Origin of the sequence: Rhodopseudomonas sp. (genome assembly GCF_013377015.1) — a bacterium.
Classification (GTDB): Bacteria; Pseudomonadota; Alphaproteobacteria; order Rhizobiales; family Xanthobacteraceae; genus JARJEH01.
This window is the reverse complement of sequence record NZ_JACABA010000005.1, coordinates 18,341-30,928: the sequence shown is the minus strand read 5'-3', so window position 1 is coordinate 30,928 and position 12,588 is coordinate 18,341. Positions and strand designations below refer to the sequence as shown.

The 12,588-nt window shown below is 65.2% G+C and carries 11 protein-coding genes; 5 read left to right on the top strand and 6 right to left on the bottom strand.

The features are described from left to right. Positions 1-24: 24 nt before the first annotated feature. Positions 25-1,011 carry an arginase gene (gene rocF, locus HXX15_RS18955; protein WP_296517944.1) on the top strand — a complete coding sequence of 329 codons (987 nt, stop codon included), beginning with the start codon at positions 25-27 and terminating at the stop codon, positions 1,009-1,011. A gap of 116 nt (positions 1,012-1,127) precedes the next feature. Here rocF and HXX15_RS18950 read toward each other — a convergent pair whose 3' ends face one another. Together HXX15_RS18950 and HXX15_RS18945 are read right to left on the bottom strand one after the other, a co-directional pair. Beyond that, positions 1,128-1,631: a flagellar biosynthesis repressor FlbT gene (locus HXX15_RS18950; protein ID WP_296517943.1), complete on the bottom strand. Its 504-nt coding sequence runs from the start codon at positions 1,629-1,631 to the stop codon at positions 1,128-1,130. 86 nt (positions 1,632-1,717) lie between these two features. Next, the gene (locus HXX15_RS18945; protein ID WP_296517942.1) at positions 1,718-4,012 is read right to left on the bottom strand and encodes a DUF1522 domain-containing protein; all 2,295 of its coding nucleotides are present in this window, start codon (positions 4,010-4,012) and stop codon (positions 1,718-1,720) included. A gap of 284 nt (positions 4,013-4,296) precedes the next feature. Here HXX15_RS18945 and HXX15_RS18940 point away from each other — a divergent pair, with 284 nt between their 5' ends. The 3 genes from HXX15_RS18940 (at position 4,297) to HXX15_RS18930 (ending at position 7,946) form a co-directional block, all read left to right on the top strand. Further along, on the top strand, positions 4,297-5,043 hold the full coding sequence (locus HXX15_RS18940) for a LuxR C-terminal-related transcriptional regulator (protein ID WP_296517941.1): 747 nt from the start codon (positions 4,297-4,299) through the stop codon (positions 5,041-5,043). A gap of 103 nt (positions 5,044-5,146) precedes the next feature. Then, the gene (locus tag HXX15_RS18935; RefSeq protein WP_296517940.1) at positions 5,147-6,769 is read left to right on the top strand and encodes an ABC-F family ATP-binding cassette domain-containing protein; all 1,623 of its coding nucleotides are present in this window, start codon (positions 5,147-5,149) and stop codon (positions 6,767-6,769) included. Positions 6,770-6,878: 109 nt separating this feature from the next. Further along, complete coding sequence (locus tag HXX15_RS18930; protein WP_296517939.1) at positions 6,879-7,946, top strand: hypothetical protein; 1,068 nt, start codon at positions 6,879-6,881, stop codon at positions 7,944-7,946. A gap of 3 nt (positions 7,947-7,949) precedes the next feature. On the opposite strand, the gene HXX15_RS18925 is transcribed toward HXX15_RS18930, so the two are convergent. After that, positions 7,950-9,143, bottom strand: a complete 1,194-nt coding sequence (locus HXX15_RS18925; protein WP_296517938.1) for a DUF2125 domain-containing protein — start codon at positions 9,141-9,143, stop codon at positions 7,950-7,952. Between the two features lie 48 nt (positions 9,144-9,191). Here HXX15_RS18925 and HXX15_RS18920 point away from each other — a divergent pair, with 48 nt between their 5' ends. After that, complete coding sequence (locus HXX15_RS18920; RefSeq protein ID WP_296517937.1) at positions 9,192-9,770, top strand: gamma-glutamylcyclotransferase; 579 nt, start codon at positions 9,192-9,194, stop codon at positions 9,768-9,770. Between the two features lie 109 nt (positions 9,771-9,879). Here the strand turns inward: HXX15_RS18920 and HXX15_RS18915 are convergent, their stop codons facing one another. From HXX15_RS18915 to HXX15_RS18905, 3 genes are all read right to left on the bottom strand, one after another. Continuing rightward, positions 9,880-10,668 carry a 1-acyl-sn-glycerol-3-phosphate acyltransferase gene (locus HXX15_RS18915; protein WP_296517936.1) on the bottom strand — a complete coding sequence of 263 codons (789 nt, stop codon included), beginning with the start codon at positions 10,666-10,668 and terminating at the stop codon, positions 9,880-9,882. 12 nt (positions 10,669-10,680) lie between these two features. Beyond that, positions 10,681-11,409 carry a YdcF family protein gene (locus tag HXX15_RS18910; RefSeq protein WP_296517935.1) on the bottom strand — a complete coding sequence of 243 codons (729 nt, stop codon included), beginning with the start codon at positions 11,407-11,409 and terminating at the stop codon, positions 10,681-10,683. A gap of 203 nt (positions 11,410-11,612) precedes the next feature. After that, the gene (locus tag HXX15_RS18905; protein WP_296517934.1) at positions 11,613-12,584 is read right to left on the bottom strand and encodes an ABC transporter permease; all 972 of its coding nucleotides are present in this window, start codon (positions 12,582-12,584) and stop codon (positions 11,613-11,615) included. Positions 12,585-12,588: the final 4 nt, after the last annotated feature.

Sequence of the window (12,588 nt, the reverse complement as noted above, 5' to 3'; positions counted from 1 at the left end):
GCTGCAGCGAAGGCGGCCCCGCGCATGTCATCATCCGGCGCATCGACTGCATCGAACGCGCCAGGGCTTATCGCCCTGCTTGGGGTGCCGATCGAGATCGGCGCCGGCCAGCGCGGCACGCTGATGGGCCCGGCGGCGCTGCGCACCGCCGGCATCGGTCGAGTGCTGGAGCAGCTCGGCTTTGCGGTCGAGGACCATGGCGATCTGGCGCCGGCCGCTGTCGACGCCAGCCTGCTGCTGCCGCCGAACGCAAAATTCTATGACGAGATCCGGGCCTGGATCGGCACGGTCAGCGAACATGCCTATCAGCTGGCGCGTTCGGGCGCGGTGCCGATCTTCATGGGCGGCGATCACAGCCTGTCGATGGGATCGGTGAACGGCGTGGCGCGCCACTGCGCAGAATCAGGCCGGCCGCTGTTCGTGCTGTGGCTCGACGCCCATGCCGACTACAACACACCCGCCACGACGATGACCGCGAACATGCACGGCATGTCGGCGGCATTCTTGTGCGGCGAGCCCGGCTTCGATCAATTGCTCGGCGACCAGCCGCGCGCCTCGATCAACCCCGACCGGCTCGACCTGTTCGGGATCCGCTCGATCGATCCCTTGGAAAAAGATCTGGTGCGCAAGCGCCAGATCGCGATCGCCGACATGCGGGCGATCGACGAATTCGGCGTCGGCGTGCTGATCCGCCGGGTGATCGATCGGGTCAAGGCCCAGGACGGCGTGCTGCACGTCTCGTTCGACGTCGATTTCCTCGATCCCGAGCTGGCGCCGGGAGTCGGCACCACGGTGCCGGGCGGCGCGACCTATCGCGAGGCGCATCTGGTGATGGAGTTGCTGCACGATTCCGGACTGGTGCGCTCGCTCGACATCGTCGAACTCAATCCGTTCCTCGACGAGCGCGGCCGCACCGCGCGGGTCGCGGTCGAGCTGATCGGCAGCCTATTCGGGATGCAGATTTCCGACCGCCAGACGCCGAGCAACGCGGTGCTGCCCGACGGCGAGTGAGGGAAAACGGCGAAGATAGCCTCGCCGCAAGATTCCAGGTTCGCTCGTCCAATGGGCTCGCGCCCCGGAATGACCCGGGAGCGGAATGAGGCAGACCGACTATCCTGAAGGCAGCGCTACGCGTCGGCGAGTTCGGGTTCCGCGACCTGCGCCTTGCGCGGCGGCCGGCCGCGGCGCGGTGCGCGGATCACCTCCGGCGCGGCCTTCGGGTCCGGCTGGAACATCCCGGTGAGTTCGGCGGCCCAGTCGCGTTGCGGGTATTCGCTGTCGAGCAGCTTCCGGTATTCCCGGATCGCGCCGTAATACGAGCCGTTGGCGATCTCGGAATTGGCCTGGGCGACCGTCGTCGCCGCCTGCGGCATCTCCGCCAGCAAGGCCGAGACCAGAGCGAAATACTGCGCCGGCGTGGCGCCATCGCAGCCGAGATACAATTTCTGAACGCAGAGATAGACCCGCTTCAGCGTGGTGTCGGCGCGCTCTTCGAGCATCGCATGCGCCTGGCGCAGCACCGGCGCGCTGCCTTCGATGGTGAATTTCGCCGGCTCCGACCAGCAATTCGTCACGGTGGTGGCCCCAATGAAGATCCGCTCGTAGGGCATCATCTTCACCTTCAGGGCCATGGATTCTCTCCGAGCGATCGTTGCAGCCGGTTGGTTGGTGGAAGAGACGGCGGAATTGCTTCCGCCGTCTCCAATTTTCAAAGCGCTTAGCGCAGCAGCTGCAGCACGCTTTGCTGCGAGGTGTTGGCCAAGGACAGCGCGGACACCGCGATCGACTGGCGGGTCGACAGCGCCTGGCTGTTGGCCGCTTCCTCATTGGTGTCGGCCAACGTCAGGTTCGACGAGCCGGTCTGCAGCACGCTGATCAGATCCTTGGAGAAGGCCTGGCGCGCCTGCACGATCGACAGGTTGGAACCGAACGCCGAGGCCTGAGCGCGCAGCGTGGTGGATGCAGTGCCCAGCTTGGTCAGCACGCCGTTGGTGGCGTTGTTGTCGATGAAGTCGGTCCCGGAGGTCAGGCTCGACAGGCCGAGGCCGGTCGGGTTGTTGGTGACGCCCTGGATCTGGATTGTCGACTTGCCGGTTTCGTTGAACACCAGCTTCAGGTTGTCGCCGTTCAGCAGGTTGACGCCGTTGAACGAGGCGTCCTGGGCCGTGGTGGTGATCTGGTCCATGACGTCGTTGAACTGCTTGACGAGGCCCGCGCGGGTGGTCTGCGCATTAACGTCGGCCACCGGCGCCGATGGGACCGTCCAGGTCAGGGACGAACTCAGGGTGCCGCCGATCGCGCCGCCTTCGCTGCCGCCCAGCGTATGCGAGGCGTAGTCGTTCGACGTCGAGATCGTCAGCTTTCCGGTCGAGTTGTCGACCGCCGCCACCATGTTGTTGGCCGCCAACTGGACGTTGAGCTGAGCCAGCGACTTGACGGTGCCGTTGGTGCCGTCGCCGAAGGTGACGTTGACCGCCGTGCCGTTGTTGAACGAGCTGAAGGTCAAGGTCTTACCACTCACCGCGCCAGCGCTCGCGGTACGCGAGGCGTTGAACGAAGTGTCGGTGCCGGTCGGGCCGGAGAGACCGAGCGCGGCCAGGGCATTGCCGGTACCGGCGATCGAGAGGTCCTTTGCCGTTCCGGTAGAGAGCTTCAGAGCGCCCGACACAACCGACGAAGATACCCCGTTCGCGCCGCTGGTCGTCACCGTAGCGGTCGTGGTCGCGATCGTCGCGGTGCTGACGCCGGAGGCAAGGTCAACCGCCGTCAGCAGGTCGGCAACCGTCGCATCCTGCAGGAACACGGTGGAGTTGCCGTTGCCGTCGGTCGCCAGATGGCCGGTCTTGCCGAAGCCGGTCGGCGTCGCATTGACGTCGGTCGACCGTTCGTTCTTGAAGGTGATGGTCTTGCCGTCGACCACCAGGGTCGAGCCGTCCTTGACCGCCGAACCCAGGTAACCAGCGGCGCTGGTCGGGCTCGCCGTGACTGTCGCATCGCTGCCGCCCACCGACCCGGTCAAACCGAGCGCGTGCAGGATATCGGCTTTGCCGGTGATGTTGAGGCTGCCGCCGGTGGAGGTCTGCAGCACGAGATTACCCGCGGGCGCCGTGCCGGCCGTGACCGAGCTGGCGGTACCACCGCCGAGCGTACCCACGCCGGAAGTGACACCGGTGATCGTCTGCGCGCCGCTGGCGACGTCGACGGCCGCCAACAGATCTCCGAGGGTCGCGGTCGAAGTGGTGGCGGAAGTGCCCATGTAAACGGTCAGGTTGCCCGTGGTATTGTCTTGGGTCACGTGCGAACCGGCGCCGAGCTGGGTAGAGCCGCTCGGCACGGTGCCTGGCGTATAGGCGGTGGCGCTAAAGGTGATGGTCTTGCCGTTCACGTTGATCGTCGAGCCATCGGTGAACTGGGTGTTCGCCTTCGTGCTCAGAGCGCCCGTCGCCGAAGCGGCGTCGTAGAGCAGCGTCGAGGTCGACAGCGCCGGCGAACCGGTACCGTTGTTGGAGATCGACGAGCCCGTGACGGCGGTCGAAGATCCACCCAGCTTCGTAGCGCTGGTGATCGCGGTCGCACCGGCCGCGGTGCCGTCATACAGCACGTTACCGAGCGCAGAGGTGCTGGTGTAGGTGGTGGTGCCGCGCAGATCGTCGGCGGTGGCGCCGGTGACCGTGGTCGAAACGTTCGACTTGGTCGAATAGCCAGCGGTGGTCTGCAGCGCCTGGTTGGCGATCGACTTGGCGCTGTCCACGAGCTTGTTCAACGAGGTGATACCGGTGTTGGCGGCTTGCAGAATCTGCACGCCGTTGCCGATGCCATCCAGCAGGTTGTTGATGTCGCTGGCCCGGCTGTCGAGCGAGGCGGCGGTGAAGAAATTGGTCGGGTTATCGAGAGCGGTGTTGACCTTCTTGCCGGACGACAGACGGCTCTGGGTGGTTGCGAGCAAATCCGCGGTGGCCTGCAGAGAGGACAGGTTCTGACGGACGGCGTTGGAGAGAACAATTCCTGACATTGACTTTTATCCTTCTGGACTACGCATGTTGTGACGCCGAACCTTTCTGTCGGCGTGTCACCATGAATGCGCGCCCGAGAACGATGGGTGAAACCGAGACCATCACTTCGGGTGGATTTCACATCCTTTCGGGTGAACCGGCCTTAGAAAAGCGATGCGTCTCATCTGGTATTCCAGTCGGCTGACCCGGGCCGGGCTCGCGCGGGGAGTTTGATTTGCGTCAACGATTTTCTTTGATCGAATCATGAATCAAAAGACGCTGAGCCTCGCGTATGGGGAGCTTGATGGTCCACCACGAGATCAGTACGATCCTCAAAGACATTGAAATCACCGGCGTCGTTCTCGATCGATCCGGCAACATCGTCGAACTGAGCGACGGCTGGAAGGCGAGGGCCGCCAAGTCGGCGGCTCATGCCAGTGTCAACGTCGGCGACAATTATTTTGAACGCTGCATCCGACCGGATCCGCATTCAATCGAGCTGCTGCGCGGCTTCAAGAATTTGCTCGAACGCAAGATCGATTTCTTTTCCACCATCTGCCGGCAGCAGGGCGTGAGCGGTACCGAGTGGCTCCTGGTTGTCGCATTTCCGAAATCCGTCGAGCTGCCGGTAACCGTCGTGCTCCATATCGATATCTCGGTGGCGTTGAGAGGGCGCAGCGACCTGTCGGCATTGATGGTGGGCATGGGCGACGCAGCCTCGGCACAGCTCGACGCTGCCATCACCAGCACGGTCCGGCGCGCCATCGCCGAAACCCTGTCGCGGCCGAAGGAACGATATCCCAATCAGATTCGTGACACCGGCGGTCGTGATGAGAAACAACTCGACCGGCTGAGCAAGAGTCAGGTCGAACTGCTGGCCTATCTGGCGCGCGGCATGAGCAATCTGGAGATCGCCAAGGCGCGGGGGATCAGCGTCAATACCGTCAAGGCTCAGGTGGCGACCGTGATCCAGAAGCTGGACGTCGCCAATCGGACCCAGGCGGCGCTGTTTGCTGCGCGCAACAACATCGATCTCAACCTACATTCCTGAGGCGCGCGCCCCTCCGACCGACGGCTTTCGATTCGCAACACCCTTCCACCGATGCTCCACATGGGCTAAGGGCCGGCAACCCCTTTCCGAACCCCGTGGACCCATGATCCGTCTCGACAATATTTCCAAGCAGAACGGCCACCAGCTGGTCTTTATCGAGGCCTCGGCGACCCTGCTGAAGGGCGAGAAGGTCGGCCTGGTCGGCCCCAACGGCGCCGGCAAAACCACCCTGTTCCGGATGATCACCGGCCAGGAACTGCCCGACGAGGGCCAGGTCTCGGTCGAGCGCGGCGTCAGCATCGGCTATTTCAGCCAGGATGTCGGCGAAATGGCGGGCCGCAGCGCGGTCGCCGAGGTGATGGACGGCGCCGGCCCGGTCGCCGCCGTCTCGGCCGAACTGTCGGCGCTCGAGCACGCGCTGGCCGATCCCGACCAGGCCGATCAGATGGAAAGCATCCTGGAGCGTTATGGCGAGGTGCAGCACCGCTTCGAGGAACTCGACGGCTACGCCCTGGAAGGCCGCGCCCGCGAGGTGCTGGCCGGCCTGAGCTTTACCCAGGAGATGATGGACGGCGACGTCGGCTCCCTGTCGGGTGGCTGGAAGATGCGCGTCGCACTCGCGCGGATTCTTCTGATGCGGCCCGACGCCATGCTACTCGACGAGCCGAGCAACCATCTCGATCTCGAAAGCCTGATCTGGCTGGAACAGTTTCTCAAGGGCTACGAGGGCGCGCTGCTGATGACCTCGCACGACCGCGAGTTCATGAACCGCATCGTCAACAAGATCATCGAGATCGACGGCGGCACCCTGACCTCCTATTCGGGCGATTACGAATTCTACGAACAGCAGCGCGCGCTCAGCGAAAAGCAGCAGCAGGCGCAGTTCGAGCGCCAGCAGGCGATGCTGGCCAAGGAGATCAACTTCATCGAGCGCTTCAAGGCGCGCGCCTCGCACGCCGCCCAGGTGCAGAGCCGGGTCAAGAAGCTGGAGAAGATCGAGAAGGTCGAGCCGCCGAAACGGCGCCAGAGCGTGGCGTTCGACTTCCTGCCGGCGCCGCGCTCCGGCGAGGACGTGGTCAGCCTGAAGAACGTGCAGAAGGGCTATGGCAGCCGCCGGATCTATGACGGGCTGGATTTCCAGGTCCGCCGCCGCGAGCGCTGGGCGGTGATGGGAATCAACGGCGCCGGCAAGTCGACGCTGCTGAAGCTGGTGGCGGGCGCGACCGAACCGGACGACGGCACCGTGGCGCTCGGCGGCAGCGTCAAGATGGGCTATTTCGCCCAGCACGCGATGGACCTGATCGACGGCGAACTCACCGTATTCGAATCGCTGGAGCAGTGGTTTCCGCAGGCCGGGCAAGGCTCGCTGCGGGCGCTGGCCGGCTGCTTCGGCTTTTCAGGCGACGACGTCGAGAAGCGCTGTCGCGTTCTATCCGGCGGCGAGAAGGCACGGCTGGTGATGGCCAAGATGCTGTTCGATCCGCCGAACCTCTTGGTGCTGGACGAGCCCACCAACCATCTCGACATCGCCACCAAGGAAATGCTGATCAAGGCGCTGTCGGAATATGAGGGCACCATGCTGTTCGTCTCGCATGACCGGCATTTTCTCGCCGCGCTGTCGAACCGGGTGCTGGAGCTGACGCCGGAGGGCATCCACCAATATGGCGGCGGCTATACCGAATACGTCGCCCGCACCGGCCAGGAAGCGCCGGGGCTACACGCCTGAGTGGCCGCGGCTGCGCCGGCCTGCTTGCGCCGTGTCAATGCCGCTGCGGGGCGACCGGCCGACAGTCAACCGTCGGCGACACGTCGCGCGCAAAGCCGGGAGATGGGTTATGTCGGGATATCGCCTGCCGAATTTGATCGCAGCGACCGCAGCGCTGGCTAGCGTCACCTGCATCGTCGTACCGGGGGCGCTTGCGCCCGCCTGGACCCAACCGGCGACCACCGTCGATCCGGTCGGCGCCCTGACCAAGACCGCAACCTTCGACCGGGCTCGCAAGATCGAGATCGGCCGCTCCGATCGCGGGCTGACCGCGTGCTACTTCCGCGAGGAAGGCTCCAGCCACCGGCTGGATATCGGCATCACCGCGGCAGGCGCCTTCATCCGGCTGGAAGCACCGGACGAACGGGAAGCCACGCCGACGGCGCCGCTGCGCGTGTTCGCCGGCAAGGAGACCGGCAACGGCGACTGGCTGACGATCCGCGCATTCGAGGGCGACGTCGACTACGCGACGCCTCGACCGACCACGACCGATTTCACCCTCACGGCCCGGAGCAACCCGCAGGCGTTTCTGGAGATGGTGGCGGCGGCCCGCAACGAGTTCGTCGTGGTGCAGTCGCAAGCCGATCCGAAAGCGGTCAACGTGGTGGCGATCTACCACTTCAGCGCCGAGGCGATTCCGGCGCTGCTCGCCTGCGCCAAGGACCGTCTCGCCACAAAGAGCGACGCCAACGCGCCGGCAGCCACCCCGGCCGCCGGTGCTCCGCGCTGGACCAGCTACGCCAACGCGCGGTTCGGCACGATCGTCGACTATCCGGCCGATATTTTCAGCGTGATCGATCCGCCACCGGAAAACAACGACGGCCGGCGCTTCCACAGCAGCGACGGCCGGGCGGAGCTGTCGATCTACGCCAGCTACAATGCCATGGACAACACGCCGAAGAGCTATCTCGAAGAGTATGTCGACCACCAGGGCGCGACCTACAAACAGGTCACGGCGAATTTCTTCGCGGTGTCTGGCAAACGCGGCAACGACATCTATTACCAGCGCTGCAACTTCATCCGCGATACCGTGCATTGCATGTCGCTGAACTATCCGGCCGACCAGGCGTCGACTTACGACGCCATCGTGACCCGCATCAGCAAATCGCTGCGGGCAGGCCAGACCAGCACGGAATGACGCTCAGAACAGCGGCTGCACCTGCGCCACTTTCAGCGGGCCGAGCATCACCGCGCCGTCGACGAAGCGCAGCGGGAAGGCACGGGCCGGCTTGCCTTCCAGCACCGCCTCCTTGCCGAGCGCGTTGATGCCGGCGGCGACGCCGACATTGGCGTTCTTGCGGACCACATTGCCGAGACCGGGGATCGCGCGGTCGAGCGCGCCCATCAGATTGTTGAGATCCTTGGCGCGGACTCCGGGGGCGACCCGGTCCAGCGTCGCCTGCGGCACGCCCTGCTCGAGCATTTTGTCGATGCCGAGCGTCGCCACCACCTTGTCGATCCCGGCCACCGTCATCTGCAATTCGCCGTCGACATTGCCGGCCGCGGTCAGCCCGAGCGACCCGGTAGCCACCGCGATCATCTCGCCCTGTTGAATCCGCGCCTTGGTGAATTCGATCCGGCCGCCCGCGGCCTGGATCTCGCGAAACCGCACTGGCCAAGGTTTCGGCGCGAAATCCTGCAGCCCGCTGAGCAAAGCGCGAACCTCGGCATCGAAACTCTCGGCCAGCAGCGGATGGACGTCCTGCACGCTGGCGCCGGCGAGCTGCAGATCGGCTTCGATCAGCTTCTGTCCGGGGGTTGCGCCCTCGACCAGCCGGCCATGCAGTTCGGCATGGCGGGCGCGCGCCAGCGGCGTCGGCACCGCCCCGGCGACGCGATCGAGCGCGGGATCATCAAACACCAGCGCGACACGCTGCGGCGGACCGGGCAGGCCGACCACGCTGCTGCGCGCGGTTTTCCAGCTCGCGGTCATCGAGGTCGGCTGGCCGCGATCGGCGAAGCTCGCCGGCCCCTTGAATTCGGCGATCAACAACCGTGGGTCATAGATCTGCGACACCACCAGGATTTCGCCCAGCTTCGCGGTGAGCGGGGTCTGGCTCGTGGCCTGCGCGGCGGTCTGCGAAACCAAGGCGACGCTGGCATTGGCGCAGCGCACCTCGAGCCGGAACGGGAAGCCTACGACCGAGCGGTCGCCGCAATCGAACACCCGGCCGGAGGCGGCTTCGCGGGCGCGCCAGCTGTCGACCGATTGATCGACCTTGGACGCCGTGTAAAACCAGAACGCGCTCCAGCCGATCGCTGCGATCAGCAGCAAAGCGGGCGCAATGAATACCGGCCAAAGCCGGCGGCGAGGCGCGAGGGTGATGTCTGACATCCGGCGACCTTACAGCACAGATTTTGTCAATTGAGCGGTGCAACCACGATGTCCCCGAAAAACCTGCCGGAACCCGAAGCTGCCAGCGGCGATCTTTGGGTGTTCGGCTATGGATCGCTGATGTGGCGGCCGGGCTTCGACTTCGTCGAGCAGGTCCCGGCCCGGCTGATCGGCGAACACCGCGCGCTGTGCGTCTATTCGTTCGACCATCGCGGCACGCCGGAACGGCCGGGCCTGGTGCTCGGGCTCGATCGCGGCGGCGCCTGCCGCGGCATCGCATTCCGCGTCGCCGCCGAGCGCCGCGACGCTACCATCGCCTATCTGCGGGCGCGCGAGCAAACCACCAACGTCTATCGCGAAGTGATGCGCTCGGTGTGGCTGCACGACGACGCCCGCAGCCGGGTCAGCGCGCTGGCCTATGTGGTCGATCGCGGCCATGTGCAATATGCCGGACGGCTGTCGCTGGCCGAGCAGGTCCGCTACGTCCGCCAGGGCCACGGCCGCTCCGGCGCCAACCGGGACTACGTGCTGGCGACCGTGCAGGCGCTGGAAGCGCAGGGCTGTCCCGATCCGCAATTGCACCAATTAGCGCTGCGGCTGCGAGACGACGTCGCGCCGCATCGCTAAATTCCGATTCGCCGAGATCAAGCCACCTCGCCGCGCGTGCGTTTCACCTCTCCCGGCGCGCTGGGGAGCTGAAACCGGTCCACACTCTATTCGACAATCCGTTGCTGGATCAGGTGGTGGGACGCGGTGCCGCCTTGCGCGACGTGCTCGGCACCCGGCCGAACAATTGCGCCTGCTCGCGCCGCGCGTCTTCCACCAGCCGGTTGGTGGCGGTCTCGATCGCCGTGCTGACCCGGGTCAGAAATTCCTTGCGCGGCAATCCGGCCGGCAGCGGATCGAGGAACTCCACCACCAGCGTTCCGGGATAGCGCATGAACATCCGGCGCGGCCAGAACAGCCCGGAATTCAGCGCCACCGGCAGGCACGGCACGTTGCAATCGACATAGATCTGGCCGACGCCGGTTTTGTAGTTCGGCGCCGCGTCGACCGCGGTCCGGGTGCCCTCCGGAAAGATGATCAGCTGCCGGCCGCGCCGGACCTCCTCGCCCGCCCGTTGCGCCATCGGCTTCAGCGAACGGCCGCCGGCACTGCGATCGACACCGATCATGTGCGACTTGATCAGGTACCAGCCGAACAGCGGGATATAGAGCAGTTCGCGCTTCAGGATGTAGAGCGGCTGGTCGAAAAACTGCAGCAGCGCGAAAGTCTCCCACATCGACTGGTGCTTCGAGGCGACGATCAGCGGTCCCTGCGGGATCTTCTCGAGGCCGCGATATTCCACCTTGGTGTTGCACACCACCCGCATCAGCCAGATGCTGCTGCGGCCCCAATATTTGGCGATGTTCATGATCGCCCAGCGCGGCATCAGATAGGTCGGGATGCCGAGCAGCACCCAGAACGCCAGCAGCAGATAGAACAGCACGTTGAAGACCAGCGAACGCAAGAAAATCGATACCATCGAATGACCCGATCAGTTGGCGAGAGCGGTCGCCGGCTTGCGGTGATTGAGCGCTTCGGGACCCGGCTCGACGGCATCCGGCGAAAGTTCAATGCCGAGATGCGCCAGCCGCACCCGCAGCTCCGCGGCGATGTATTTGGCATATTCCGATAACAGCAGCCTGAACGTTCCGCCACTTGTCCACCATGGATCTTCGCGCCATTTGTCACCCACCACCGCGAACGGGATCAGCTCGATCTCCGGCATGGCATGTGACATTTCGACGATCGCCCGCGGCATGTGATAGTTCGACGTCACCACGATCAGCGATTTGAAGCCGCGCTCGTGGGCCCAACGCCTGGTCTCGGCGGCGTTGCTGCGGGTGTTGACAGCGGAGCGGTCGAGATCGACGCAGCAGGTCAGCCAGCCCTGGCTGTCCGGCAGCGAGCGCGAGATATCGCTGACGCCGTTGGCCCGATGGACGCCGGAGATCAGCAGCCGCTTGCCGAAGCCGCCGGCGAGCAATTCGATCGCGTCCGACACCCGGGACGAACCGCCGGTGAGCACCACGATGCCGTCGGCGTTGCGGTCCGGCTTCAATTCGGCGATCCGCAATTGCGACAGAAACGCAACGAAGCCGGCGGCCATGCCGAGGAAACCCAGCGCCAGCATGGCAACGATCGCGGCGCGCAGCCGGCTGGGCTGACGCGCGGAGCGACCGGGCGCGGCTTTCGACGGATGCTGGTCGGCCTGCGGATTCATTCGATCCTAATATACTCCGATTGCGGGATGGCGCTTCGGTCTCTTTCGGCGAACCACCCGGGACCGCTGCAAAACGTCGGAAATATAAGGCGTTTTCCGGCGAATTGGAGTCGGACCGGTGGCGTTAATGCGTCTCCATGTCCGGCGTCAGGGGGATTTGCCGGGCGCTTTTTCTCTTCTTGCTGGATAGTCCGACGGACACCTCAGTCGATCGCATTGAGCGTGGCGAACAAGGTCCGGCGCGACGCCAGCGCGGTGATCGCCGCGATCAGCACGCCCTGCGCGGCCAGCGCCAGATAGCCGAGCGGCCGCAGCGAAAACGTCCCCAGCAAGGCCGCGAACTGGTCTCCGACCGGGGTGCCGGAAAACCAGGTCGCGATCGATTCGGAGAATCCAAAGGCCAGCATCGCGGCGCCGACACCGATCACGCCGCCCTGCAATCCGAGCATCAGGAAATGCCGGAAGAAGCGGTCGGCGATATAGCGGTCGGAGGCGCCGACGAAATGCAGCACTTCGACGATCGGCCGGTTCGCCGCCATCGCGCCGCGAGTCGCGAACGACACCGAGATGATGGTCGCGACGATCACCAGCGCCAGGATCGCCAGCCCCGCGATCACGGTGGCGCCGGTCATCGACCGCATCCGCTCGATCCAGGCGCGGTGATCGTCGAGGCTGGCCGACGGCGCCAGCTCCCTCACCCGGCGGCGCAAATCGACAAGATCGAGCCCGCCCGCGGCCGCTATTCGCGCCACGATCAGACGCGGCACCGGCAGTTCGTCGAGCGACAGACCGGTTCCCAGCCACGGCTCAAGCAGCTTGGCGGACTCGTCCTTGGTGTAGGGCCGGACCTCGACGACGCCCGGCTGGCTCCGGATCGCTTCGGTCACCGCGACCACGTCGCGCTCGAGGTCGCGACCGGCGACGGGACGGACCTGAATGGTGATTTCGCTGGCGACCTCGGACTGCCATTCGCTGGCCGAGGCGCTGATCAGCAGCACCGCGCCGGTGGTAATCGACGCCAGGAAGGTCATGATCGCCACCACCGCGACCAAGGCGCGGCCGGCGATCGAAGCCCGCGGCACGATCGGCGACAAATTGCGCGCCTTCGCCGGAACCTGCGGACGTTCATGTCCGAGGTCCATCAACGCGTCGTGCTGGTCTTCAATTCGATTCACTGCC

Coding starts and splice junctions, on each gene's coding strand:
- rocF (WP_296517944.1), top strand. CDS start 25: ATGTCATCATCCGGCGCATCGACTGCATCGAACGCGCCAGGGCTTATC.
- HXX15_RS18950 (WP_296517943.1), bottom strand. CDS start 1,631: ATGGCCCTGAAGGTGAAGATGATGCCCTACGAGCGGATCTTCATTGGG.
- HXX15_RS18945 (WP_296517942.1), bottom strand. CDS start 4,012: ATGTCAGGAATTGTTCTCTCCAACGCCGTCCGTCAGAACCTGTCCTCT.
- HXX15_RS18940 (WP_296517941.1), top strand. CDS start 4,297: ATGGTCCACCACGAGATCAGTACGATCCTCAAAGACATTGAAATCACC.
- HXX15_RS18935 (WP_296517940.1), top strand. CDS start 5,147: ATGATCCGTCTCGACAATATTTCCAAGCAGAACGGCCACCAGCTGGTC.
- HXX15_RS18930 (WP_296517939.1), top strand. CDS start 6,879: ATGTCGGGATATCGCCTGCCGAATTTGATCGCAGCGACCGCAGCGCTG.
- HXX15_RS18925 (WP_296517938.1), bottom strand. CDS start 9,143: ATGTCAGACATCACCCTCGCGCCTCGCCGCCGGCTTTGGCCGGTATTC.
- HXX15_RS18920 (WP_296517937.1), top strand. CDS start 9,192: ATGTCCCCGAAAAACCTGCCGGAACCCGAAGCTGCCAGCGGCGATCTT.
- HXX15_RS18915 (WP_296517936.1), bottom strand. CDS start 10,668: ATGGTATCGATTTTCTTGCGTTCGCTGGTCTTCAACGTGCTGTTCTAT.
- HXX15_RS18910 (WP_296517935.1), bottom strand. CDS start 11,409: ATGAATCCGCAGGCCGACCAGCATCCGTCGAAAGCCGCGCCCGGTCGC.